At 41.9% G+C, this 23,459-nt stretch carries 23 protein-coding genes and 1 pseudogene; 11 read left to right on the forward strand and 13 right to left on the reverse strand.

The window, feature by feature from the left end; translation table 11 throughout:
• Positions 1-29: 29 nt before the first annotated feature.
• From J8Z25_RS16645 to J8Z25_RS16660, 4 genes are all read right to left on the reverse strand, one after another.
• The gene (locus J8Z25_RS16645; RefSeq protein WP_250661446.1) at positions 30-272 is read right to left on the reverse strand and encodes a hypothetical protein; all 243 of its coding nucleotides are present in this window, start codon (positions 270-272) and stop codon (positions 30-32) included.
• A 78-nt stretch (positions 273-350) separates the two neighbouring features.
• The gene (locus tag J8Z25_RS16650) at positions 351-1,883 is read right to left on the reverse strand and encodes a PH domain-containing protein (protein WP_250661447.1); all 1,533 of its coding nucleotides are present in this window, start codon (positions 1,881-1,883) and stop codon (positions 351-353) included.
• Positions 1,876-2,409 (reverse strand): PH domain-containing protein, encoded by a 534-nt coding sequence (locus tag J8Z25_RS16655; RefSeq protein ID WP_250661448.1) that lies wholly within the window; start codon positions 2,407-2,409, stop codon positions 1,876-1,878. The genes J8Z25_RS16650 and J8Z25_RS16655 overlap by 8 nt, the downstream gene beginning before the upstream one ends.
• A gap of 68 nt (positions 2,410-2,477) precedes the next feature.
• Entirely contained in the window at positions 2,478-3,329 is an 852-nt protein-coding gene (locus J8Z25_RS16660) for a D-hexose-6-phosphate mutarotase (RefSeq protein ID WP_250661449.1), read from the reverse strand.
• 328 nt (positions 3,330-3,657) lie between these two features.
• Here J8Z25_RS16660 and J8Z25_RS16665 point away from each other — a divergent pair, with 328 nt between their 5' ends.
• The 6 genes and pseudogenes from J8Z25_RS16665 (at position 3,658) to J8Z25_RS16690 (ending at position 8,650) form a co-directional block, all read left to right on the forward strand.
• Positions 3,658-4,143, forward strand: a complete 486-nt coding sequence (locus tag J8Z25_RS16665) for a MarR family winged helix-turn-helix transcriptional regulator (protein WP_130050195.1) — start codon at positions 3,658-3,660, stop codon at positions 4,141-4,143.
• Positions 4,144-4,248: 105 nt separating this feature from the next.
• Entirely contained in the window at positions 4,249-5,568 is a 1,320-nt protein-coding gene (locus J8Z25_RS16670; RefSeq protein WP_130050194.1) for a porin, read from the forward strand.
• Positions 5,569-6,079: 511 nt separating this feature from the next.
• A pseudogene (locus J8Z25_RS16675) lies at positions 6,080-6,469 on the forward strand (YbaN family protein); the annotation flags it as partial.
• Between the two features lie 196 nt (positions 6,470-6,665).
• The gene (locus J8Z25_RS16680; RefSeq protein ID WP_250661450.1) at positions 6,666-7,298 is read left to right on the forward strand and encodes a PepSY-associated TM helix domain-containing protein; all 633 of its coding nucleotides are present in this window, start codon (positions 6,666-6,668) and stop codon (positions 7,296-7,298) included.
• Positions 7,298-7,798, forward strand: coding sequence for a DUF2271 domain-containing protein (locus tag J8Z25_RS16685; RefSeq protein ID WP_167658269.1), 501 nt, complete (start codon positions 7,298-7,300; stop codon positions 7,796-7,798). The genes J8Z25_RS16680 and J8Z25_RS16685 overlap by 1 nt, the downstream gene beginning before the upstream one ends.
• Before the next feature lie 9 nt (positions 7,799-7,807).
• The gene (locus tag J8Z25_RS16690; RefSeq protein ID WP_250661451.1) at positions 7,808-8,650 is read left to right on the forward strand and encodes a DUF4198 domain-containing protein; all 843 of its coding nucleotides are present in this window, start codon (positions 7,808-7,810) and stop codon (positions 8,648-8,650) included.
• 26 nt (positions 8,651-8,676) lie between these two features.
• On the opposite strand, the gene J8Z25_RS16695 is transcribed toward J8Z25_RS16690, so the two are convergent.
• Positions 8,677-9,213 (reverse strand): hypothetical protein, encoded by a 537-nt coding sequence (locus J8Z25_RS16695; protein WP_130050190.1) that lies wholly within the window; start codon positions 9,211-9,213, stop codon positions 8,677-8,679.
• 128 nt (positions 9,214-9,341) lie between these two features.
• Here J8Z25_RS16695 and J8Z25_RS16700 point away from each other — a divergent pair, with 128 nt between their 5' ends.
• From J8Z25_RS16700 to J8Z25_RS16710, 3 genes are read left to right on the forward strand one after another with little or no spacing between them, the layout of a single operon-like run.
• Positions 9,342-9,767: a DoxX family protein gene (locus J8Z25_RS16700; protein ID WP_105173868.1), complete on the forward strand. Its 426-nt coding sequence runs from the start codon at positions 9,342-9,344 to the stop codon at positions 9,765-9,767.
• A gap of 60 nt (positions 9,768-9,827) precedes the next feature.
• On the forward strand, positions 9,828-10,694 hold the full coding sequence (locus tag J8Z25_RS16705) for a pirin family protein (protein WP_130050189.1): 867 nt from the start codon (positions 9,828-9,830) through the stop codon (positions 10,692-10,694).
• Between the two features lie 54 nt (positions 10,695-10,748).
• The gene (locus J8Z25_RS16710; protein WP_130050188.1) at positions 10,749-11,636 is read left to right on the forward strand and encodes a LysR family transcriptional regulator; all 888 of its coding nucleotides are present in this window, start codon (positions 10,749-10,751) and stop codon (positions 11,634-11,636) included.
• On the opposite strand, the gene J8Z25_RS16715 is transcribed toward J8Z25_RS16710, so the two are convergent.
• The 4 genes from J8Z25_RS16715 to J8Z25_RS16730 form a co-directional block, all read right to left on the reverse strand.
• The gene (locus tag J8Z25_RS16715) at positions 11,631-12,506 is read right to left on the reverse strand and encodes an SMP-30/gluconolactonase/LRE family protein (protein WP_167658314.1); all 876 of its coding nucleotides are present in this window, start codon (positions 12,504-12,506) and stop codon (positions 11,631-11,633) included. The genes J8Z25_RS16710 and J8Z25_RS16715 overlap by 6 nt on opposite strands.
• 36 nt (positions 12,507-12,542) lie before the next feature.
• Entirely contained in the window at positions 12,543-13,250 is a 708-nt protein-coding gene (locus J8Z25_RS16720; RefSeq protein ID WP_130050187.1) for a sulfite exporter TauE/SafE family protein, read from the reverse strand.
• A gap of 127 nt (positions 13,251-13,377) precedes the next feature.
• Positions 13,378-14,157, reverse strand: a complete 780-nt coding sequence (locus J8Z25_RS16725; protein WP_167658272.1) for an SDR family NAD(P)-dependent oxidoreductase — start codon at positions 14,155-14,157, stop codon at positions 13,378-13,380.
• A gap of 46 nt (positions 14,158-14,203) precedes the next feature.
• The gene (locus J8Z25_RS16730; RefSeq protein WP_054552285.1) at positions 14,204-14,926 is read right to left on the reverse strand and encodes a FadR/GntR family transcriptional regulator; all 723 of its coding nucleotides are present in this window, start codon (positions 14,924-14,926) and stop codon (positions 14,204-14,206) included.
• A gap of 261 nt (positions 14,927-15,187) precedes the next feature.
• Here J8Z25_RS16730 and J8Z25_RS16735 point away from each other — a divergent pair, with 261 nt between their 5' ends.
• Positions 15,188-16,816, forward strand: coding sequence for a sodium:solute symporter (locus tag J8Z25_RS16735; RefSeq protein ID WP_167658273.1), 1,629 nt, complete (start codon positions 15,188-15,190; stop codon positions 16,814-16,816).
• A 54-nt stretch (positions 16,817-16,870) separates the two neighbouring features.
• Here J8Z25_RS16735 and J8Z25_RS16740 read toward each other — a convergent pair whose 3' ends face one another.
• Positions 16,871-17,899 carry a glycoside hydrolase family 43 protein gene (locus J8Z25_RS16740; RefSeq protein ID WP_250661452.1) on the reverse strand — a complete coding sequence of 343 codons (1,029 nt, stop codon included), beginning with the start codon at positions 17,897-17,899 and terminating at the stop codon, positions 16,871-16,873.
• A 103-nt stretch (positions 17,900-18,002) separates the two neighbouring features.
• Between J8Z25_RS16740 and J8Z25_RS16745 the strand changes: the two genes are divergently transcribed.
• Entirely contained in the window at positions 18,003-19,007 is a 1,005-nt protein-coding gene (locus tag J8Z25_RS16745; protein WP_502934591.1) for an arabinan endo-1,5-alpha-L-arabinosidase, read from the forward strand.
• Positions 19,008-19,089: 82 nt separating this feature from the next.
• Here J8Z25_RS16745 and J8Z25_RS16750 read toward each other — a convergent pair whose 3' ends face one another.
• The 3 genes from J8Z25_RS16750 to J8Z25_RS16760 form a co-directional block, all read right to left on the reverse strand.
• Positions 19,090-19,515 (reverse strand): FKBP-type peptidyl-prolyl cis-trans isomerase, encoded by a 426-nt coding sequence (locus J8Z25_RS16750; RefSeq protein ID WP_250661453.1) that lies wholly within the window; start codon positions 19,513-19,515, stop codon positions 19,090-19,092.
• A 10-nt stretch (positions 19,516-19,525) separates the two neighbouring features.
• A complete protein-coding gene (locus J8Z25_RS16755; RefSeq protein ID WP_250661454.1) occupies positions 19,526-21,970 on the reverse strand; it encodes a glycoside hydrolase family 127 protein in 2,445 nt (814 codons plus the stop codon).
• A 77-nt stretch (positions 21,971-22,047) separates the two neighbouring features.
• The gene (locus J8Z25_RS16760) at positions 22,048-23,385 is read right to left on the reverse strand and encodes an MFS transporter (RefSeq protein ID WP_130050180.1); all 1,338 of its coding nucleotides are present in this window, start codon (positions 23,383-23,385) and stop codon (positions 22,048-22,050) included.
• Positions 23,386-23,459: the final 74 nt, after the last annotated feature.

A 23,459-nucleotide genomic window follows, 5' to 3' on the forward strand; every position in this document is an offset into this window, starting at 1 on the left:
AAAAGGCTGAAGTTAAAAAGTGTAAGAAATTACTCGATTTTAATCGGGCGAACCAAGTCTAATAATTGATAAATAATAAAAATAGTCACGGCAAACATCAGGCTGCTTCTTAATGCACCGATCCCCGCGATGATTAAAGCCGCGGTTACAAGTAACGCTATTACTGTAACAGCGACACTCACACACAAGCCTTTACACTCTTGCTGAGAACGTGCATAACACAATAAGGCAACAACACCTGAAATAGCTAAAATAGGTAGAAAATAAATCATTGAGCACCGTTGTTATTAACGTTGCGTTAGTATACCTGAATAACAATACGAATAAACGGTATTGATAATTATTTTCATTTAGAACCAGTTACGCTCGACACCTTCGATTTCATATAGCGCAAAATCAGTAAACCGCTCAGCCAACTCAGCTTTTAAGTAAGGCATTGATACTGAACCAGAAGCAAGTTGTATATACAAGCTCTTAAGCTGCGATCTTCGCATTAAGTAAGTACTAGTTGTTGTGACGCTTTGCGCTTTGTAGATTTCAAAAACACGATATTGAACACCCAACATGCCCGTTTTAAATACAGCGAAGAAACGACCGTCGTGTTGATACATTGCCATACCGGTTTTTTGATAACTTAAAAACACACCGAGCATCAAAGTTAGTCCAACCGCAACGCTCCAAAGCATCGTAGCAGCATCAAATAAGCTATTGAGAATTAGTGCTGAAAGTATGGTTGGCAACATAACATATAAAAGCGTATTTTTATAAAGTAAGGCCCGCTCAGGCTTAATAAAGTTAAGCGCCGTTAAATCAACAAACCAAGGAAATAACCAACGACACACAACTTGTATTTGCTCTTTAGTTAATACCGGCATTACTAAAGTTTGTTTACTTTTATGTGCGGCAACCCCTGCGGCCATACCGCCACTACTCACTTGCGGGCAAATTAAGGTAAAGCGATTAAGTAGCCGAGCAATAATATTTTGTTTAATTTGCACACTTTGAATTTTCGAAACACTTATCGAGAGTTGCTGACGCTCAAATAAACCAGCTACACGCTTAAATTTATCATCCTGAAAATAGAGCTGAAAATTAAAAAAGCGCACTAAAGCCATAACAACAGACAGTAAAATGGCACACAAAACAATTGTGATAACCATAATTAACACGGCTATTGCAGCAGCACTACCAACAAAGGCAGCTTGCTCATTCAGTATGGCCTCTAGGCGATTTATAATAGTTTTTTCGAGATACTCAAAAATCACATTCATAAATGGGGCAAGTGCAGCCAATGCTAAAATTGCCATGTTCGACATCAAACCAAATTTAGCAATTTCACCATTGCTGATCGTTAAGCTTTGCTGCTTGTCTGTTGCTTCACTCTGCTCAATAGGCTGCAGATCTTCTTGTTGTAACTGAGCTTTAAATGCCATGACTTGTTCGCGCACTTGCTCGGCATAGCTAAGCTTTACTCCCGGGATCACAGCTTCTTGAGCACTACTCCCAGCTGCATCAAAAATACAATTAACTAAATTAACCGGCTGAAAATAAAAAGGCTCAGCAATATTTACGTTTTGCACTCGAGCAAACTTTAAGGTTAATCGCTCTTTTTTAAACACCCCTTTATTTAGCAGTATTTCGTTGTCATCAGTAATTCGGTATTTAAAATTACGGTAATAAGCAAAGGCATACAGCACTAAAACTACAGAGGCTGCGGCAACTACTATTTGCCCCCAAAACAGCTTTTGCTCAACTTGCGTGACAAATAACACTAAAATTGGCAGTAAGTTAAGTAAGCCATCTTTTATAAAGCGCAGTGCAAAATGAACAATAAAATACAGTAGTGCCCATGGCGACACGCGTTGCCATTGTTGATTATTCATCGGCAAGCTCATTATCTTGAGTTGTTGTATTATCACCATAACTTTGCACGAACTGTCGGACATCATTACATTGTTCGTCAGTTAAACCACTGATATGTAAATCAGCACTCATGCCACCGGCACTGTAGAGTCTAAGTGTTGCCAAGCCTAACTTTCGTTCAATTGGACCGCGATGAATTTCGGTGTGTTGCACGCGAGAAATAGGTAATAAGGTGATTTGTTGCCAAATTAAACCTCGCTTAAAAGCGATATCGTGCTCTCTTACTGCAACTCCTTTGGCGCGTATACTGTAGAGGTTGTAAACCATTGATAGGATTACCAGCAATGGCAAAGCCAGCAGCCAAGGTGTAGCAATAGCTTCGCTAACGGCTGGATTAAAATACCTTACAGCTATAATCACAGCCATGAGAGGCACATAAAACAACAACCAATTTAGTTGTACATGCCATATCGCATTATCTGCAAGTGGTTGGAATTGAATAGTTTGATGCTTTGGGAGGGTTTCTATTTGTTGATTACTAAACACGGTAATTCCTTGTAAAGGCCAGCGGTGCCGGCCTTACGTGCTAACACTAAGTTGTTATATGTTATAAATTATACCCAGCGTAGTTTTGTTGCAAGTGTGTGGCTTGCTCCAGGTGCAAGTTCAACACTGTCATCAAGGACATTAGCCGCTTCTAAACACAGCATTACGTGGTATTCGTCATCAGCAAAATTAGAAAGGCGTTTTGATTTATCAATCCAAGGATTCCAAAGCACACACGATGTTGAGTTTTCGCGTCCCACTTCAATAATGCCATCAGGCGTGATGATACGCTGAGTATCTTTCGCTTCGGTGTAAACCATGTCTGTTTCACGAGCGAACGACACTAATTCATTCTGCTCAAATGGACCTTCAGCAAATTCAATGTATTTCGCACCTTGCAAACCATCTACTTTTGTTTCTTCAATTGCAGGTGTTGGGAAATACGTGTGCAGTGCTTGAGTAAACTGTACAGTTTGATTATCTAAGTTAGTGGTTGTTAAACGCAGTTCTAAACTAGAGGTTAATATAAACTCAGCTAACAACTTAGTTTTGTAAGGCCAATACTTTTCATCAACTTGCGTCATCGGCAGCGACAAACTGATATAAATAGAATCGTCTTGCTCTTTCACTTCTTCTGCGCGCCACAAACTTGTGCGAGCAACACCATGAGCAGGCCACCCTTCATTTTGGCTTACTCCGAACCATGGCCAACAAATCGGAATACCACCTCGCACACCTTTGCCTTCTTGGTAATCTTCTAGTTCAGAGACCCATAATAATGGCTTTTTATCGGTTGGCGTGAACTCAGTGATCTGCGCACCTTGCAGAAAAATAGTTGCGCTACAAAACTCACTAGCAACTTTAATAAATTCAAGCCCGGTTTCACTTTGCTCAATCGTAACTGATGGCGATAACTTCATAATTCGTCCCATTTAATGAAAGAAAAATCCACCATACCCAATGCAGTGGCTATTAGTAAATAATATTTAGTTATTTGTATGAATTGTTTTACTACAAAGTGATGATGTCACCTCGAGTAGCATTTTAAGTATTAACAACAATTACTCCATCTAATTTTTAAACTTTACCTTTTAATTTCTACTCTAATTAATCACCAAACACGATAATAAGCATTATCGCCGAAAATTATAAGCTACATAGTTATTATTTATTTGAACTCAATTTATTAGATGTGTAATATTTCGCGATTGCGGTTGCCTCATGCCGCCTTTTTTAAGAGACAGAAACATGCAAAAGTATGACGAGTTATTAGTGTCGCTGCGTAAAGTGATCAGAGCCATCGACCTTCATTCAAAACAGCTCAACAAAACCTCAGGCCTAACCGGCCCACAATTACTTATCATGAATGAGGTTGCACAAACCGATGGTATTACCGCCAGCCGCATCGCACAAAATGTAAACTTAAGCCCGGCTACGGTTACCAATATATTAGATCGTATAGAAAACCGTAATCTGATCACTCGTGTGCGTAGCCAATTAGACAAGCGTAGAGTTAGTTTGCATCTAACAGAAGCGGGAGAACAGCTACTAGAGCAAGCACCTCAACCATTGCAAGAGCACTTCATCGAAAAGTTCTCAGCACTAGAAGAGTGGGAGCAAAGTTTACTACTATCATCAATGCAACGCATTGCTGCAATGATGGATGCAGATCAACTCGATGCTTCACCGCTGCTTGAGGTTGGCGCAATCACCAAGACATTAGAAGCACAGTAAAAATTAAAACTGATTGATTAATATTAATTTTCTGTGTCTAGGCTTGGGTTCAGCCTGAATATCAACTATTCTTAACAGTACCCATTCCAACACTAGCGAAAATTCATGCTTAAACTATCAAAGTTAGCCCTTGCTATAGCCTTGGGCACAACTTCAAGTCTTAGTCAGGCATCTGAAATTGATGACCTTCAAGAACAACTGCAATTACTGAAACAGCAAATGCAGCAACTGCAAAGCAAACTTGATGCTGCCGAAGCAAAATCGCAGCAACAAGCCGAGAAACAAGCGCAAATTGATGCACAAGTAGCAAAACAACAAAAGCAACTTGAGCAGCAAACAGCGGCCGTAGAAGCACCTAAAAAAGAATCTGGCATTAAAGTCGGTGGGGCTGTACGTACCAACTTCAGCCATACGTCGTATAACGATGGCAATAAAAACCGCGGTGGTGACTTCGATTTTGACATCTTCAGGCTAAATTTTGCAGGCGATGTCGGTGATGTGCAGCTTAACGCTGAGATCCGTTTTTTCGATTACATGACCGCAGTTAAGTATGCCTATGCAGCCTATGACTTTGCCGAAGACTGGCAGGTGCAGGCAGGTATTACCAAAGTGCCTTTTGGTAACTGGCCTTATAACTCACACAACTACTTCTTTGGCACCACTTATTATATTGGTCTTGAAGATGACCATGACCTGGGTGTGCTATTCAAACGCAAAATTGCTGACAACTGGCAAATTGACCTTGGCTTTTTCAAAAATGATGAACTAGGTGGCGTTGACGGCTATGTGGACGACAGAAGCGACCGTTACTCATACGACGTAGTGGGTTTCCGCTCTGCAGGTGAAGGTGTATACGCCGAACCAACCAATGCGATTGGTGAGTACAACACCTTCTCTGGTCGTTATGGTTATCACTTTGAGCATGATGGCGGCACCACCGAGCTAGGTGTTTCAGCCTTATCTGGCGGCTTACATGATGGTGAAGATAAAGCTGGCGACTACTACGCTTGGGCTGTGCACTTAAACAGCACAATTGGTCCATGGAATTTCCAACTTCAGCATGGTGAATATAACTACGATATCGACAACGTCGACCGTATGGCCGTGGGTGCTTATGCGTTTTACGATAGTATTGCCGCAGAAGCGACCATGACTAATGCTAATATCGCTTACAGCCTTCCTGTAGAATGGGGTCCGGTAACAAACCTACAGTTTTACAATGACTACGGCATTATTTATGACAAGTCAGACAACAGCGAAGATACATGGATGAATGTAACCGGTGTATCTGTTGCTGCAGGCGGCTTATTCACTTACTTTGATTTTGTACAAGCGAAAAACCAACCATTCGTTGGTGGTTCAATTGCTGGCGACAGCGATGAGACTGAAACCCGCTTCAATATCAATATAGGTTATTATTTCTAATAGTAATATACCCGCTTAATTTAGCGAGCTATTTAGAGGCAAGGAGATGTTCTCCTTGCCTTTCTTTACTTTACTCAAAAACTCACAATAATTTCACGATCTTCTTAGCTTGAGTAATAACTAGCTTAATTTATACCTTACTCCTTGATAGCCACTATGCTCATATTTCAGGTCCGTTCTGTACCTTTGCAAGCACGTTTTTCTGGCTATACAAATGTAAATCATTATTATATTGCGCCATTCTAAACATGGTTTATTGACAAAAGCTGTATGTAATTGAAGGATCGCAATTTTCTGCAGCTACATTAGGCAAAGAAGTTGAAGCTGAGCTAAAGTTAAATAATCAATGTGGTGCAAGCTACCTTGCTAAAGCCAGTGTGTACAAAAAGGGCTGTCAACTAAGTCATCTTATTGATAGCCTTGAGCTCTGTGAACAGCAACAAGCCACTTTGATAGAGGGTGCCGAGCAAGCACTGCAACGATTTAAGTTTTATCAGGCCCAACTTTATTGATGAATGTGAAAGCGGCGTTTACCGCCTATAAAAATGGCTGCTATCAATTACTCGGGTTATTGATGGTGGGTTTAGGTATCATAGGTATTGCATTACCTGTGATGCCTACAACTATCTTTTTTATACTAGCATTGGCGTGCTTTAGCCGCTCATCACCTAAGCTCTCTGCCTGGCTGCTACACCATCCAAAGTACGGCCAGCCTTTAAGGTTTTGGCAAGAATATAAGGTCGTTCCTACTCGCGCTAAGTTCTTAGCAGGTTTGGGCATGGCTATCGGGTATGCTTTTTTACTACAAAGTGCCGCGCCAATTTGGGTTATGTATTTGGTGGCGGTGATTGAATTAAGCGTTTTAGCCTATTTAATTAACCGCCCATCAGCGCCAAATAAACCAACCCTAATTCAAGTTAATATAACCACACACACCCGCTTAATGTTGCTTGCTTGTTTTCTCAGCTCGCAACTTGCGGTAATGGCTTATCTTGCTATTCATTTCTAACGCAAAGAAATGTAAAGAACGTAAACTTGCTTGTTATCACTAATGCAAATCATTATCATATGCGTATAACAAACAAATACACCTAATTATGTTTTCTTTAAATAAACGCAGCTTTTATAGTGTAAGCCGCGCCTTACATATATACCTTTCAACTGCCCTATTCTTTTTACTTATTATATTTTGTGTCAGCGGCATTATTCTGAATCACGTTAGTTGGCTCGAAAATGATAAACATAATGGTCAGAACCAACTACTTGTTTCTGCAAAGTTATTCGAAAAAGCACAAGCTAATCTCGACACGTTACCGAGCCTATACCCTGAAATAGAACAGTACATGCAGCAGCAATTTTCACTTAGTAATGTAAAAAGTATTGAGTGGGAAAAAGAAGATGCGTTAGTAATGCTCGACTACCCGCTGCCAGCAGGCTTTGCCTACGCCGAAATCGATTTTCAAACGGGCGAGCTCAATATTGATTATCAAACCGGTGGCTTTATGAGTCTGATTGGCGACCTACACAAAGGCCGCCATACAGGTAAAGCATGGAGCTGGGTCATTGATATCTCGGCTGTTTTGATGATTCTGTTTGCCATCACCGGATTAATTATTCTCTTTCAAAACCGTAAAAAACGGGCCGCAGGCCTTTGGTTAACGCTTCTTGGTGTTGCCACGCCTTTGGTCATTTATCTAGTTTGGGTGCCTCAACTTAAAGGAGTATCTTAATGAAACAAGCCCACTTAATCGCAGCTCTACTAATTGGCTGTTTATTCAGCCCACTGAGCTTTGCAAAAGATCCCAATCTAACCATTGAGTTCACTTTACCTGAGCTAGATGTTTCTCCATATCATCGCCCTTACGTGGCGCTATGGCTAGAAACACCTGAACGTAAACACGTTACCACTATTGCACTTTGGGTCGAAAAAGCTGAATGGTTTAAAGACTTACGTCAGTGGTGGCGAAAAGCAGGTCGTAGCAACGACAGCTTTGATGGTGTAACAGGTGCAACAAAACGCCCAGGCACTTACACCATTGAGTGGCAAGGTAAAGATTTAAAAGGTAATCCAGTTAAACCTGGTAGCTACCTGCTTAATGTTGAAGTTGTACGTGAGGAAGGTGGCCGAGATTACACCCGCGTTGAAATCGACTTAACGAAAGACGGCAAAGTCACAATTAAAGGCGAAAAAGAGTTCGCGACTAGCTTTGTTACCATTACCAGTAATTAAGGACAAACAATGAAATTAAAATTATTAAAAACGGCGCTGATTGGCGCAGTAACCTTCACAGCACTTGCCTCTGGCTATGCACAAGCACACGCCCGTTGGTTAATGCCATCTCACACTTCTTTATCTGGTGAGAAAACTCACTATGTGATGATCGATGCCATTATTTCGAATGAGTTGTTTAGCCCAGATAAAGCATACCGCCCGAAAGAAAAAGGCGCAGAGTATGACGACAACTTATTAATTGCCCTTGCTCCAAATGGTAAGCCGGTTAAAGAAACGATCCGCGCATACTACTTAAAACGCAAAAACTCAGCGGCAGTGAGTTTATCTCAAGACGGTACTTACCATATTGCTATGCAGCAAAAACCAATGCTAATGACTTTCTATAAAGACAAAGATGGCAACCGTGGCCGTGTGTTCGCAGGTAAAAAAGAAGCAGACCTACCAGCAGGCGCAACCGATGTACGCACTGTAAAATCAATCGCAACGGTTGATACTTTTGTAAGCCGTAATGGTACTTCTAAGCCAACATTGCTTGGTCAAGGTTTAGAAATTTCAGGCCCAACTCACCCGAACGATCTATTTGCTGGTGAAGAAGCTAAGTTCCAATTATTAATGGATGGCAAACCAGCCGCTGACGTTGAGCTTGCTATTGTTCGTGGTAGTGCACGCTACCGTAATGAGCGTGACGAAGTGAAAGTAACAACCGATAAAAAAGGCTTCTTTACTGTGACATTCGCTCATGCCGATATGTATCTGATTGAAGCATCTGTTGATCAAAAACCAACAGAGGCCGATATCGATAATGTACGCTACTCATTATTCACAACGCTTGAAGTGGCGCCTGAGTAGTTTGCTAATTAGGCCTTAAAATTGGCCTAATTCGACTTTCGAGGAAGGCGGTAGTCAACAGTGTGATCGCAGCTACCGTCTTTCTCGCAATCATTAACCCCATCACCATCGACATCCCAGCTTGGGTGCATGCCTTTTAATGTACTTTTTACGACGCTAATATCGGCAGTAAATTCACTTTGCTCATCACGGCGCGCGGCATTGCGCATCAAAAAGACCCGAATCACATAATCGCCATCATCAGAGATTTTAATCTCAGCATGATCACCTTTTACCGGGCCAACAAACAAAGCAGTTGGGTTGCCTTTTGGTAAAATATTAAAGTAGTTGCTTGAATTTGATGGAGCAAAATCAACCGTTAAGGTAGTGCCTTTATTAAGGTTAATTTGATATTCCAGCATCTCATAACCTTTAATTGTGTCTTTAACTTGCCAGCTTTGCTGCACCGCAATATCTGAAGCTAGCAACTCATAATGACGACTATTTGGTAAATTTTGTTCAGCAAACACCAAGCTACTTGTAGCCACCGAAAAACAAAACCCTATCAATAACAACAACTTCATATTCAACCTCTTTTTGGATTCTTTTTTAGAGAATGATAAATGCTGATTTTACAATTTTTAATTCTTTTAAAGTGAACTTATAGTTACTCCATCGCAGACACACTGCTTAACGAAACAGGATACCTACTATGAAACTTTTTACTTTAATCTCAGCTCAACCACACTTACAAAATATTAGCACTTTATTGGCACGTATTGGTTTATCGGCCATCTTTTTACTAACCGGCTTTAGCAAAATAGAGTTTTTCGATGCTACAGCGCAATATATGAGTAGTGTCGGTTTACCAGAGTTCTTACTGCCGTTTGTGATTGCCTTTGAAATTGTTGGCGGATTATTTATTTTACTAGGCTTTTTAACACAACTAACCGCTGTCGCTTTTGCTGGTTTCAGCCTAGTTAGTGCTTTGTTATTCCACTTTCAACTTGATGATCAAATGCAATTTTTAATGTTCTACAAAAACATTGCAATGGCAGGCGGCTTTTTAGCATTAGCCAGTGTTGGTGCAGGCAAAATCAGCCTAGATCAACTAGTGTTAAAACGTAGTCAGGCTTAACATTTATCCCAGCCAATAACCTAGGTTGTTGGCTGAATTTGTTTTTAAGAGGGCGCGAATATGGCAACGTTATTAACAGCAACCAGCCATGATATTGGTGGGCTCGATGTAAAACGCATCTTGCCTCATTTTGACAAAAAAATGGTTGGCCCATTTATCTTTTTTGACCACATGGGACCAAATCACTTTCCTCGCGGTGAGGGCATAAATGTGAAGCCTCACCCTCATATTGGCCTATCAACGCTCACTTATTTATTTACGGGCAGTATTTACCATCGCGATTCGCTAGGTAATAGCCTGCAAATAGAACCCGGCGATGTTAACTGGATGACCGCAGGTCGCGGGATAGTGCACTCAGAAAGAGAAAGCCTTGAAGTGCGGGCGAGCGAGCACGACATCAATGGTCTGCAATGCTGGGTTGCTTTACCTGAGAGTATAACCGAAATAGCACCGCGTTTTGAACATATCAAAAAACAGCAATTGCCTGAGAAAATCGAAAAAGGCGTGCTGATGAGACTCATTGTCGGTGATGCCTATGGCTTAAGCTCCCCTGTGAAAAGCTACTCACCGATGTTTTATGTCGATACGGTAGCAGAGCAAGGTAGCCATATAACTAAACCGCATCCTCATCATGAAACCGCAGTGTATGTTATTTATGGTGAAATTAGTGTGGGTGATACGCGCTATACCCAAGGCGACTTTGTACTACTTGATGACAGCGAACACGAAATAACGACTCTGGTGCACAGCCGCTTTATTTTACTCGGTGGCAGTAAATTCAATAAAGTCCCGTATTTACACTGGAATTTTGTTGCTTACAGCAAAGAGCGCATCGAGCAAGCAAAACAAGATTGGCAAGCACAGCGTTTTGCTAAAATCCCCGGTGATGAGCTTGAGTATATTGAGTTGCCCTCACCTAAAAAGTAAACTTTTTCAGTATTTACAGGTACTATTAGGTAGTTAAGTAAGCAAAGGAACATCATGCTAAGAATTACGCTAGAACAGTGGCGCATGTTTCGTGCTGTTGTTGAATTTGGAGGCTTTAACCAAGCCTCACAAGGTATTCATAAAAGCCAATCGAGTATTCATAATGCAGTTGGCAAAATTGAATCTGCACTCGATGTAAAGTTATTCAGCATTCAAGGCCGCAAAACCGTGCTCACTGAAGCTGGCGAAATGATGCTGCGCCGTGCTAATTACTTACTCGATGAAGCCGCAAAAGTTGAGGCAATAGGCCAGACGTTAGGTGAAGGCATCGAAAGCAAATTACGAATTGCTGTTGATGCTATTTTCCCACAGCAATTGCTTTATAAAGTGCTTAACGATACCTCGTCACAATACCCGCAACTGCGTATTGAACTCCATGAGTCTGTGCTGATGGGGGGGAATGAACTGCTCGAAAACGATCAGGTTGATATTGCTATTACCGGCTTTCCAATTGCGGCAAACTTTCACGAAGAATTATGTGATATTGAGTTTATTGCCGTTGCACACCCAGATCACCCTTTGCATGCAATAGAACGTGAAATAACCCTCGAAGATTTAAAATCACACCGCCAAATTGTTGTCCGCGATTCAGCCAATAAACACAAGCAAGATGGTGGATGGTTAGGTGCCGATCAGCGCTGGACGGTAACTCATTTGCGCACTTCTATTGATATGATCAGTAATGGACTTGGCTTTGCGTGGTTGCCAAAAATAGCAATAGAAAAACACCTTGCGGCGAGGCAAATGAAAGCACTTAATTTAACCCATAACAGTAGTCGCAGCGCTAAGTTACACTTGCTCTTTAAAGATGGTGATAAGCTTGGTCCAGCAGCACGCGCTTTCCTTGGAGAATTGCGTTACCAAGTGATGGAGAACCTATAGTTTCAGGGGCGTTTCAGCAATGCCTTTAACGCCCGGCTCGAGAATAAACACGCCACCACTGTGCGGGTAATCAGCGAGAACTGAGTCCTCCAGACCCACTGCAGCGGTAGTCACAGCTAAATGCATTAGCTCCTCGCCAACAAATGCGACACTCGTAACACGCGGTGCGGGCAAGCGAATAAACTGCACCTGCTCGCCGCTTGGTGAAAAACGATAAACGCCATAGCCATTCCAAGCGGCAACCCATAAATGGTCTTCGTTATCAACGGTCATGCCATCTGGAAAGCCCATACTTTCACTAAAGCGAATAAACTCTTGTTTATCAGAAAGCTCGCCCTGCTTATTCAGAACAAAACGATAGATAGTTTGTTTATCTGAGTCAGTAGAATATAGAAAATAGCCATTTTTACTCACCGCAGGGCCATTGCTGATGGTGTAGTTATGATCAACAGAAATCGGAGCTTGCCCATGTCCAAAACGATATAACTTACCACTATTGGTTTGCTCTTGAGAGTCCATAGAGCCAAAAAAACCAAAGCCTTGGCGAGACGTTTTGCCATCGTTTAAACGATTTTGTGAGGGTTCATGGTCTATTGAATAAAGTAGTTCGCGGCTGAAATTTTCACTACAAAGTTTATAAATACCTTTGGCAAAGCCTGCAACTAGTTCACCCTGCTCGGTTTCCATAACCCAGCAAATAGGCTCTGGCATGGTAAACTGGCTAACTCGCATTGATTGGCAATCTAAGCGAAACAAGCGCTGCCCTAAAATATCTACCCAAAATAAGCAGTTATGTGCTTTTGCAAAATAGGCCCCTTCGCCTAATTGGCACTGGCTAGAAATAATCATTTTGATGGTGTCATCGAGCATTGGCTTCACTACACGAACAGCTGAACTATTCTCATTCTATCTATGTATGAAAATAAGTGCTAGGCCAGACAACCCCGCAACGAGTAAGATTATGCCGCGAATGGCCTTCTCGTTGAGGTTATTGTTAATCACAAACGACAAGCCCCAGCCAATTAAAATTGCTGGCAAACAAAAAAAGAATAGCTTTACATCAGTCATATCGGCGGAACCTGTAAGCATCAATACGATAATGCCAAACAGGTTTATAAACACGAAAAATGCACTCAAGTTAGCTTTAATTTTTTCTTTATCTTCAGCTTGGTAGAGTAGCCCCATTGGTGCACCTCCTGCAGAAGTTGTGGTACCCAAAAAGCCCGACGACATTGATGCTAGTAAACTAGTAATTGTTGAGATTTTCGGTTTCATACCTATGATAGACAAAGCCACCACCACCAAAATACTCACCCCTAGCAGAAGCTGATACTGCTTCGCATTGACATACCACATCACGACAGCAGCTAAAATGACACCTATAGCACCGCCAATAATAGATATACCAGTTTGCTTCATGTCTATCGCGCCACGGTGCTTAATCATTAATACCGACGTTAAAAACAGCGCATTCAAAATCATTGGCCCAGGCACCAGATCTGGCATTAGCCAGTAAAGCACAGGCACACATAACATTCCTAAACCAAAGCCAATAACACTTTGTAGGCAAGCACCAATAATCAGAATTAAATAAACAAGTACAAAGTCGGTCAAACTTTCTTACCACCTTCCTAAGTATGAGCTCTGCTGAGCCTAAATCGTATATTTTATTATTATAGTATCATTTTAATTATGTAAAATTTTTATTTCACGCTAGTCATTTTGTTATCGTTTCGCAAGATTATGTCCAACCCGCATCCACTATCAATGATTGTGCAGTCATCATACAGCTGTCATCTGCGGCCAAAAATAGCGCGGCATTCACTACATGGTCTGGTTGAATAGTTTCGTTAATACACTGACTTAAACGAACATCTTCAATCATTTCTGGGGTTAGCCAATGCGTAATCTGGCGCTCTGTCATCACCCAACCCGGAACCAGTGAGTTCACACGAATATTATCTTTACCATATGAAGCAGCTAATGAACGGGTTAAACCTTCAATACCCGCTTTTGCGGTTGTGTAGGCTGGCATGCCGGTCTGCTTAATACGCCAGCTTACCGACCCCATATTGATAATGCTACCACCGCCTAAACGCTGCATCTGCTCAACCACTGCTTGAGATGAAAAGAAACACGGGCGTAAGTTAACTGCAAACTTGTCTTCCCAATATTTCACATCCATATTCTCTGCAGCATGACGAGTGTCATCGGCTGCGTTATTAATTAACACACCAATATCACCTTGCTGCTGGCGAGTTTGCTCAATGGCCGCTTTTAAAGCTTCAACATCACGTATATCACAATGGATAAATTGTGGGTCAAATTCATATTTACCAGCTAATTTTGCGCACAACGCATCGCTTTGCTCAGTTGCAATATCAACAAAGGTGACTTTCGCGCCCTGCTCGCAGAACCGCCTTACCATTACTTCACCAATTCCCGATGCACCGCCAGTAATAAACACACTCTTACCAGCAAGGCTTGGGTAAACTGTTTTTAGCTCGTTTGAATTTGGCATGATAACCTTATGTTTTAAAAGTCATTACAACGTAAAGAAGCGATACTTATTGAGCCGCTTCTTTATCAGCGATTTCTTTTTCAATAAACGCCATTGCTTCATCAATCATGTACGTCATCATGTTTTTAGCACGCTCAGGATCGCCGCTCGCAATTGCGTTATACACTTTAAAGTGCTCCTCAGCGATGGCCTTTTTATTGCCTTTAGCTGGCGTAGTATGCTGAATACTCACGTGCAGCGCTGTGCGAATAAAATCACGTAATTGGTAGAAAAAACGGTTACCACTGGCATGTAAAATTGCCGTGTGAAATGCAAGATCAGGCTCATGCATCACGCCTTCAGGCTCTTCTGCCGCTGCTTGCATTTTATCTAGTGCCATTTTAATTTCTGCAATTGCCGCTTGGTCGCCTTTTCTTGCTGCAAGTGCTGCTGCTTGAGGTTCGATAGCCAAGCGCACTTGTAAGAATTCTTTAAGTACGTAAAGTGAAGGGCTGCTTTCTAGTAACCATTTTAATACGCTTGTGTCGTATAAGTTCCAGTTCTCCGCCGATTCAACACGAATACCTTGTCGTGGACGAGAAGAAATCAGTCCTTTTGCAGCAAGCATTTTCACTGCTTCACGGACAGCTGTGCGGCTAATACCATACACTTCACATAGTTGTGCTTCAGTTGGTAGCCCCGTTTCAGTGTTATAATCACCAACAATAATTGCTTTACCGAGCTCATTGGTAACTTGTTGTGATAAGTTTAAATTTTCTAAACGCGCCATGTGTGTTCCTCAAAAGATCTGAGTAATATGATACATCTATAAAGCTATTCCGTCATCCTGCAAATAATCTATTAAAATCAATAGCAAACAAAAAACAACCTAATACAAGTGTCTAAAATTCACACAGCATAGTCACCATTTAGAACACAGACTGTCACCTTATTTTAACAAATCTCTTTCACTCGGCCCATTTATAATATAATATTTTTATTCAACAATTATAAAGCTAAACTCTCTTTTCAAAATTAGGTGGAACACACGATGGTCGAACTAAGTACCTTAGACTGGGCAGTGCTAGCAGGATTTTTTGTCCTGTTACTTGGCGTTGTCGTGATGTCTATGCGACAAAAAGAAGAAGACACCGCTGATTACTTTTTAGCGGGTCGTAATGCAAGTTGGTTAGTGATTGGTGCCTCTATTTTCGCATCAAACATTGGCTCAGAACATTTAGTGGGTCTTTCAGGTTCAGGTGCACAATCGGGTATGGCACTAGCTCACTGGGAGATGCAATCGTGGATCATTCTACTACTCGGTTGGATTTTCGTGCCTTTCTATTGGAGTAGTAAAGTCTACACCATGCCTGAATTCTTAGAGCGCCGCTTTAACTCTAAATCACGTACTTTCTTATCTGTAATCTCATTGATTAGTTATGTATTAACCAAGGTCGCAGTAACGGTTTATGCCGGCGGTATCGCATTTAAAACAATCTTAGGTATTGAGAGTATTTGGGGTATCGATTTCTTCTGGATCTCAGCCATTGGCCTTGTAGTGATCACGGGTATTTATACGGTGCTTGGTGGTATGAAAGCCATTATGTGGACCTCTGTGTTGCAAACTCCGGTGCTCATTATTGGCTCCTTAGTCATACTCGTTGTTGGTCTAGATAAAGTAGGTGGCTGGGCAGAAGTTGAGCGTATCAACGATGCTAATATGCACCTTATTCGTAGTGCTTCAGATGCTGAGTTCCCTTGGCCTGGCATTGTATTTGGTTCATTCATTATTGGTTTTTGGTATTGGTGTACCGACCAATACATCGTACAACGTGTTTTATCTGCAAAAGGCATTAAAGAAGCACGTCGCGGTACCATGTTCGCTGGTTACTTAAAATTACTTCCTGTATTTATCTTCTTAGTGCCGGGCATGATTGCATACGCATTGAATGTTAAAGGTATTATTAGCTATGACAGTGCTGACCAAGCATTCCCAACTCTCGTTGCTGAGCTATTACCAGCTGGTGTTAAGGGGATTGTAATTGGTGGTTTAGTAGCAGCCCTTATGAGTTCTTTAGCATCATTATTTAATTCGTCAGCGACCTTGTTCACGATTGATTTCTATAAAAAATTCAAACCTGAATCATCTGAGAGGCACCTTCTTAAAGTAGGCCGTATTGCCACTATAGTTATTGTTATATTAGGCTTGCTGTGGATACCCGTCATGAGTTTAATAGCCGATGTGCTTTATGAATACTTGCAAAGTGTGCAGTCTCTTATTGCACCGGGAATTGCAGCAGTATTCTTACTAGGTTTATGCAGTAAACGCATCACTCCAACTGCTGGTTTTGTGGGTTTAGTATCAGGTTTTGTGCTTGGTATGATCCGCTTAGTGTTGCTGCCATTTAAAGATGATTTAACAGGTTCATCATTTGCGTGGATCACCACAATGAACTGGTTATATTACTGTATTCTGCTATTTGTTGTGGTCGTTGCGATTATGATTGTGGTGAGTATTTTCACCAAACAAGCAGACGAAGAACAATTGAAAGGTCTTACTTTCTCAAGCCTAGATAAAGCAACCATGAAAGAAGTAGCTGCCGGCTTAGATAAGTGGGATTACATTCATACCGCGGGTATTATTGGTATTACTGCCTTTATTTACTACCGCTTCTGGTAATCGTTCGTTCCCAAAGTTGTAGGGCGCCAATTGGCGCCCTTTTTTTAAAAGTTGTTAATCGGCGAGTTCTGGTGAGAACACTGGAAAACCGTTTTTATCCCACGTAATAATGCGTGCTCGCGCATGGCGATTTGGATCTGTAAGCGGTGTGCCTTTCAGCTCTTTATAATCACGACTGTGATAAATCATTAAATCGGTTACACCATCTTCAGCCTTTACAAAACTGTTGTGCCCAGGGCCAAAACGACCAAGCTCAGCATTGGTGGTGAACACCGGCTCAGCCTTCTTATGCCAACTTGCAGGATCAAGTAAATCAGCATTCACATCTGCCCATAGCAAACCCATCGCATATCGATGATCGGTGGCACTGGCTGAATAAGTAACAAATATTTTATCGCCATGGGTAATAACTGCGGCACCTTCGTTAACCTTATAGCCTTGCACTTCCCAATCAAGGGTTGGCTCTGTAATCGTGATAATAGGCTCTTTAATTGATGTTGGTGAGTCCATTTCAGCTAACCATAAAGCTGAGTTATAGGTTGCAGGCTGGTTCTGCTGCGCCCAAATCATATAACGCTTACCCTTGTGCGTGAAACTTGTGGCATCAAGCGAAAAACTATCAAGGTGGCTGGTTACTTGCCCCATTTCTTGCCACTCACCTTGCATCGGGTTAGCACTGTCGTTTTTAAGCGCATACATACGAATACTGAACGGCTTTTCGATATCACCTGCGGCGAAGTAGATATACCAACTGCCATCAATCTGATGTAGCTCAGGGGCCCAAATATTGACACTCATTGGGCCTTTATCGCGCTTTTGCCAAATAACTTTCGGCTCTGCTAATTTTAAATCGTTTAAACGACAAGCTTGGCGCAGCTCAATTTCATCAAATTTCGGCGAACTACCAATAAACGTGTAACAACCACTTTTATCATCACGAACTAACCATGGATCAGCACGTTTGAGTACAATGGGGTTATCAATTGGCGCAAGAGTCTTGCTACTATTAGCATCAGCAAAGGCTGACAATGACGAGGCGCTTAACGCACTAACAAGCGTTAGCCGAGATATTTTTTTGAGCATAATGTGTCCTGTATTTCGTCTCGATTTTATTGTTAATATTGTATTACATATTATATAGTAGCTGAATGAACACAAGAGTTAAAACAACAAAAGGTATTCAAGCATGAGACTCGTAAGTAACGTGACACAAGCGATGAAGTGGCTTTCAACAGGGCTACTTTTTTCTGCCGCAGCCGTATCTGCAAAGCAAGTTGAAGTACACGACCCGGTCATGGCCAAAGAAGGCGACACGTATTATGTATTTAGCACAGGCCCTGGCATTACTTATTATGAATCGAAAGATTTAACCAACTGGAAACTCACAGGTCGCGTTTTTAAAGATGAGCCAAGTTGGGCAAAGCGTGTTTCCCCTAATTTCGGGGGCCACTTATGGGCACCCGATGTGTACGAGAAAAATGGTAAATTTTACCTTTATTATTCAGTCTCTGCATTTGGCAAAAATACCTCTGCAATTGGTGTAACGGTTAACGAAACCCTTGACCCATCATCACCTGATTACAAGTGGATTGACTACGGTATTGTGGTTGAATCAGTGCCAGAGCGTGACGATTGGAACGCTATCGACCCTGCGATTATCGTAGATGAAAAGGGTACACCATGGATGAGCTTCGGTTCGTTTTGGGGGGGCTTAAAGCTAGTACAACTTGATGATGACATGGTTCGCTTAGCAAAGCCTGAAAAATGGCACCACATTGCGAGTCGTCCAAACACGGAGCATGGTCCGATTGAAGCACCTTATATCTTTAAAAAGAACGGCTATTACTACCTATTTGTATCATTTGATAAGTGCTGCCAAGGTGTAAAAAGTACTTACAATGTTCGCGTAGGTCGCAGCAAAAATGTTGAAGGCCCATATTTAGATAAGCAAGGTCGCTCAATGATTGATGGTGGTGGTAGCTTAGTTATTGAAGGTAACAAAGATTGGGCAGCCCTTGGTCACAATGCTGCATATACCTTTGATGGTAAAGACTATTTAGTATTACACGCCTACGAAACAGCAGATAATGGCGTGCAAAAGCTACGTATTTTACCTATGAGTTGGAAAAACGATTGGCCTGTTGTTAACCCAGCCGACCTAAATAAGCTTACAACCAAGCTTAAAAAGTAATTATTCAAACGTAAAAAACCTGCAAAATTGCAGGTTTTTTATTTACTTAAGTGACCTAGTTTGAGGTTCCAAGAAGGTACTATTAATTAAAATCAAGCAAAGTAATATCAACTAGCATGGGGCTTTGACAGCCTTGCTGATGCTTCTCGTCAATAAAAGAGCTATACACATCACGTGCAAGGTGCGCAGGTATTAAAATCTCAAAGCGACTGCCTTTATTCATTAATTGCAGCGCCTCTTGTAAGCCCACTATCGCCTCTGCAATTTCGTACTCTACAGCAGCACCTTGCTTGCGAGTATCGAATAACACCCGACCATTTTTAAGTGTAACCCGTTGATGCACAACCACTGTGGCATCCCAACTAGGTTTATCCCCCTGACCTTGCTCAATTATTCGATAACCAAGCCCTGTGGGTGTGTGATAAAAACTGTGTTGCTCAGCGTTGTTATCTAAAAGCGACGGTAAAACATGCTCTTTAGCCGTCGCAAACACATTGTTGCTTAACATAGCCAACTCTTTATTGTGTGTTGATTAAACGAATACCATAGATACCACCAGCAACAGAGTCTTTGTCGGCAGCAAAACGTAAGGTAAGCGTTTTCGACTTTTTCATTGCCTCTGTTAATGGGTAATCAATGGTGTAGAACTCATCAGTTGGCTTGCCTACGGGCAAACTAACTGCAGCTAATTGCTCACCATTTAAATTAATAGAGAAATGACGGTCCACATCGCCAATAAAATAGCGAACACGCAAAGCAACCGCTTTTTGTTCTGGGTTACTAAGCTGATACTCAAACCAACCTGTCGCATCGCGCCAGTGATGACCATTATTGACACCTGCACGGGTTCCTTCACCTTTAAAGTCGTGTTCAACTTCAGGTTGTTGCTCACCCGGCGTAATTTGATCAACGGTTAATAAACGAAGTTGCTCTTTCGCTTGTTCAACAGCTTTTGCATTGGCAACAAATTGCGTGAACTGAGCTTTGCTTTGCTGCGGCCAATACACTTGATAGCGGCTATCGTGTAAACGGAAGAACGGAATTAGCTCAGTACTTTTGGTGTTATCGATACCTTGTTTAGCAATCGCCACATTTTTATCGGCGATAAATGCAAGCTCTTGGCTCGGTTTACGAGTGAGATCGGCAATAAATTTTTCTGGCTCACTCAGCATGATTGGCAGAGCCTCTGGCGGACAAGTTGGTCCTGCGGCTATGTGGCCCATGCGGCTATTGTCAGCAACAAAGTTAAGCTTTTCATTTGCAAAAGCGTGTACTTTAGTAGCCATTACAACAGGTCCGTACATCACAGAATAATAATGCTGACCATCAGGTAGCTGCTCAGTATAAAGCTTAGGGCTAAGTTCAAAAGCAAGCTTATCACCGCTTTGCCATGCATGGCTGATACTGTAATAACCGTCATTTTCGGTTGCGCTTACAGCCTGTCCATTTAAAGTAAAGCTCAGCTCACCCTGTTGCCAAGACGGTTTACGAATATGAATTACCGACTCAGAGCTTTGCTCTTCAGACAAGCGATTCACAGTAAGTGAGACCTTGTTATCATCTGGGAATTGGCTGTCTTGCGTGATCTGTAAACCCTGCTGCTGCCAATTTAACGTGCTTGGAATAAACAAGTTTACCCATAACTCTTTACCGGTATTGCTATAAATCAGCTCACCATATTTGCTGTGATTTTCAATACCTGAGCCTACGCAACACCACATAGAATCTTGCACTGACGAATACATGCGGTAATGCCCAGGGCGCATTGAGGTAAAGTAAACAAGACCACCATGCTCTGGGTGTTGTGACGATAAAATATGGTTATATGTGGCGCGCTCATAATAGTCTAAATAGCGCGTATCACCGGTTTTTAAGAACAATAATTTACTCAGTTTCATCATGTTGTAAGTGTTGCAGGTTTCTGGGCCTTCAACATCTTCAACCATGGGCGTGAAGTCACTTTTATCATGAAAATGCTCACGTACCGAGTTACCGCCAATAGATACTGAGCGCTCTTGGCTTACTGTTTTCCAGAAAAAGTCAGCACCTTGCTGCCATGCTTTATCATCGCTGGCATTAGCCACTTTCAACATACCAATAATTTTTGGTATTTGTGTATTGGCATGCAGGCCAGTTAACTTATCTTCTTTATGTAACAACGGTTCAATAATGATGTTATGAGAGAACTGTCGGGCTAGTTTTAAGTAGCGCTCATCGTCACTGATAAAATACATATCAGCAAAAACATCATTTAAGCCACCATGCTCTGAATACAGCATTTGTTGAACTTGCTCATCAGTTAGCTTAGCAGTGGTCGCTAAGAACCATTCGCCTAACTTAAATAGCATTTGTTTGGCTTTATCACTGCCTGCCACGTCGTATGCATCACGCAAGCCATGGAAGATTTTATCTATGTTATAAAGTGGTACCCAGCGGTCGTTTAAGCTGAATAAATCGGCTTTTATTTCACCTCTTTCAATCTGCTGCCACATTTCATCGCCATTTGGGATACCGCCTAAGTAACCACCTGTGGCTTGTTGAGTGCGATCCAGCTCACTCAGCATATAATCTAAACGCTGCTTTAATTCTTCATCACCTGTGGCAGCCCACGCAAGGCTCAAGGCAGAAAGATAATGACCGCCAATATGCCCATCAAGTCCTGTACTTTCCCAGTTGCCATAGTTTGGCGCTTTTGGCTCAAGGCCTGCTTCACGCAGATAAGGAGCAAGCAGCTGATCAGGATGAAGTGCTAATAAATAACGCACATTCGTTTGTTGTGCATGTAAAAACGGGCTGGCACTTAAACTTATTTGCTTGAGGGCAAATAAATGTTGTTCGCTGGTATGTTCAGCATGCTCAACAGAAGCAGCTTGTTTACTGTCAGTTGGCATTTCACTGCAACCGCTCACAGTTAATATTGCAGCGCAAACGCTTGCCAAATAGCTAACTTTGAATGTGTTCATACTGTTGTCTCCCAGCGAATTGTTATTTTAAAGAGCAAAGCGCACACACTTTTTAAGTGTGTGCGTTTAAAGAGTAGTTATTTTGGTAGGCGTTTATGAATAACCATATCCGTATAGTACTCATCGGTAATTTTGTATTTTTTCAAGATCAGACCTAGCAAGGCGTGGAATACACCAGGAATGATAGTTAGCATCAGTGCTAAGCCCATTAGTGTAAATTCGGTTTGCTCAACGTTAGGCTTGTACTCAAAAAATGCCAGTAATAAACCACCCGCTAAACCAGCTAAACCGCCCCCTGCTTTTTGGCAGAATGAAATACCACCAAACGATAGACCCGATGCACGGACGCCGTCTTTAATTTCACCGTAATCTACGGCTTCAGCAATAGCAGACCAGAACACAGGTGCATGTAAATCAACCACAAATGACAAGATGATATAAAGCACAAACGCCATCATTACATCGCCCGGTTGCACCACAAAGTACATTAGCAATGAGATGAATAGCACGGCAATTTGTGATTGACGGAATAGCTTCATTTTACAGTAACGCTGGGTGATCCACGTACTTGCCACCATTGAGACAATAGATGCTGCAATACCCGCACTCGTAAAGGCCCCCGCTAAATCTGGTACACCTAAATAATACGTTGCGTAATACATAGCAACACTGCCACGGATCGCATAGCCAAGCGTACCAAGCACACATGCTGCACACAGTAGTAACCATTGGTCATTTTTAATAAGTACTTTTAATTGCGTAAGTACACCTTCGGTTTGTGGCTCATGAGTAATACGTTCGCGAGTAGTAAAGAAGCAAAACAAAAATAGTGCTACGGCACATGCCGATACCAATGCCATTGCCAGTTTATAACCATACGACAAGCTGCCATCACCCCAATATGAGGCAAGTAGCGGCACTGAAAATACGATTATTACATTAGCAATTTTAGCGAAGAACATACGGTAGCCGTTGGCTGACAAACGTTCTTTAGGATCAGCGGTTAATACACCAATGTAAGAAATATAAGGAATGGCAACACCGGTAAACATCAAGGTTGCAAACAGGTAAGTGGCATAAGCCCAAGCCAACTTCATGTTGTAGTCGAAATCAGGCGTAGTAAATAACAGTACGACCGACAAACCATATGGCACAGATAAAAATAAGAACCAGTGACGGAACTGACCCCAACGAGTTTTCACTTTGTCGGTGATCACTCCCATTAATGGATCGGTAAAGGCATCAACAAAACGCGCCACTAAAAACAACACCCCCATATCAACCGGATCAAGCCCGTAGATATCGGTGTAAAAGAAAGACATAAAATAGAATAACGCTGCAACCATGACATTCACTGCCATGTCACCGGCACCAAAGCCGACCTTTTCTACAACGGATAACTTTTGAGATTCCATACAACAACACCCTAATTGGTCAATAATGAGTCGCAACTCACTATTTCAAGCAATGTCGAAAACCATCAACATTG

The sequence above is a fragment of the Pseudoalteromonas sp. SCSIO 43101 genome (assembly GCF_023650775.1).
In the GTDB taxonomy this organism is placed as follows: Bacteria; Pseudomonadota; Gammaproteobacteria; order Enterobacterales; family Alteromonadaceae; genus Pseudoalteromonas; species Pseudoalteromonas apostichopi.

What these genes read in the sequence shown, in the direction of transcription:
- J8Z25_RS16645 (WP_250661446.1), bottom strand. Translation starts at nt 272, where the DNA reads ATGATTTATTTTCTACCTATTTTAGCTATTTCAGGTGTTGTTGCCTTA.
- J8Z25_RS16650 (WP_250661447.1), bottom strand. Translation starts at nt 1,883, where the DNA reads ATGAATAATCAACAATGGCAACGCGTGTCGCCATGGGCACTACTGTAT.
- J8Z25_RS16660 (WP_250661449.1), bottom strand. Translation starts at nt 3,329, where the DNA reads ATGAAGTTATCGCCATCAGTTACGATTGAGCAAAGTGAAACCGGGCTT.
- J8Z25_RS16665 (WP_130050195.1), top strand. Translation starts at nt 3,658, where the DNA reads ATGCAAAAGTATGACGAGTTATTAGTGTCGCTGCGTAAAGTGATCAGA.
- J8Z25_RS16670 (WP_130050194.1), top strand. Translation starts at nt 4,249, where the DNA reads ATGCTTAAACTATCAAAGTTAGCCCTTGCTATAGCCTTGGGCACAACT.
- J8Z25_RS16680 (WP_250661450.1), top strand. Translation starts at nt 6,666, where the DNA reads ATGTTTTCTTTAAATAAACGCAGCTTTTATAGTGTAAGCCGCGCCTTA.
- J8Z25_RS16685 (WP_167658269.1), top strand. Translation starts at nt 7,298, where the DNA reads ATGAAACAAGCCCACTTAATCGCAGCTCTACTAATTGGCTGTTTATTC.
- J8Z25_RS16690 (WP_250661451.1), top strand. Translation starts at nt 7,808, where the DNA reads ATGAAATTAAAATTATTAAAAACGGCGCTGATTGGCGCAGTAACCTTC.
- J8Z25_RS16695 (WP_130050190.1), bottom strand. Translation starts at nt 9,213, where the DNA reads ATGAAGTTGTTGTTATTGATAGGGTTTTGTTTTTCGGTGGCTACAAGT.
- J8Z25_RS16700 (WP_105173868.1), top strand. Translation starts at nt 9,342, where the DNA reads ATGAAACTTTTTACTTTAATCTCAGCTCAACCACACTTACAAAATATT.
- J8Z25_RS16705 (WP_130050189.1), top strand. Translation starts at nt 9,828, where the DNA reads ATGGCAACGTTATTAACAGCAACCAGCCATGATATTGGTGGGCTCGAT.
- J8Z25_RS16710 (WP_130050188.1), top strand. Translation starts at nt 10,749, where the DNA reads ATGCTAAGAATTACGCTAGAACAGTGGCGCATGTTTCGTGCTGTTGTT.
- J8Z25_RS16715 (WP_167658314.1), bottom strand. Translation starts at nt 12,506, where the DNA reads ATGCTCGATGACACCATCAAAATGATTATTTCTAGCCAGTGCCAATTA.
- J8Z25_RS16725 (WP_167658272.1), bottom strand. Translation starts at nt 14,157, where the DNA reads ATGCCAAATTCAAACGAGCTAAAAACAGTTTACCCAAGCCTTGCTGGT.
- J8Z25_RS16730 (WP_054552285.1), bottom strand. Translation starts at nt 14,926, where the DNA reads ATGGCGCGTTTAGAAAATTTAAACTTATCACAACAAGTTACCAATGAG.
- J8Z25_RS16735 (WP_167658273.1), top strand. Translation starts at nt 15,188, where the DNA reads ATGGTCGAACTAAGTACCTTAGACTGGGCAGTGCTAGCAGGATTTTTT.
- J8Z25_RS16740 (WP_250661452.1), bottom strand. Translation starts at nt 17,899, where the DNA reads ATGCTCAAAAAAATATCTCGGCTAACGCTTGTTAGTGCGTTAAGCGCC.
- J8Z25_RS16745 (WP_502934591.1), top strand. Translation starts at nt 18,003, where the DNA reads ATGAGACTCGTAAGTAACGTGACACAAGCGATGAAGTGGCTTTCAACA.
- J8Z25_RS16750 (WP_250661453.1), bottom strand. Translation starts at nt 19,515, where the DNA reads ATGTTAAGCAACAATGTGTTTGCGACGGCTAAAGAGCATGTTTTACCG.
- J8Z25_RS16755 (WP_250661454.1), bottom strand. Translation starts at nt 21,970, where the DNA reads ATGAACACATTCAAAGTTAGCTATTTGGCAAGCGTTTGCGCTGCAATA.
- J8Z25_RS16760 (WP_130050180.1), bottom strand. Translation starts at nt 23,385, where the DNA reads ATGGAATCTCAAAAGTTATCCGTTGTAGAAAAGGTCGGCTTTGGTGCC.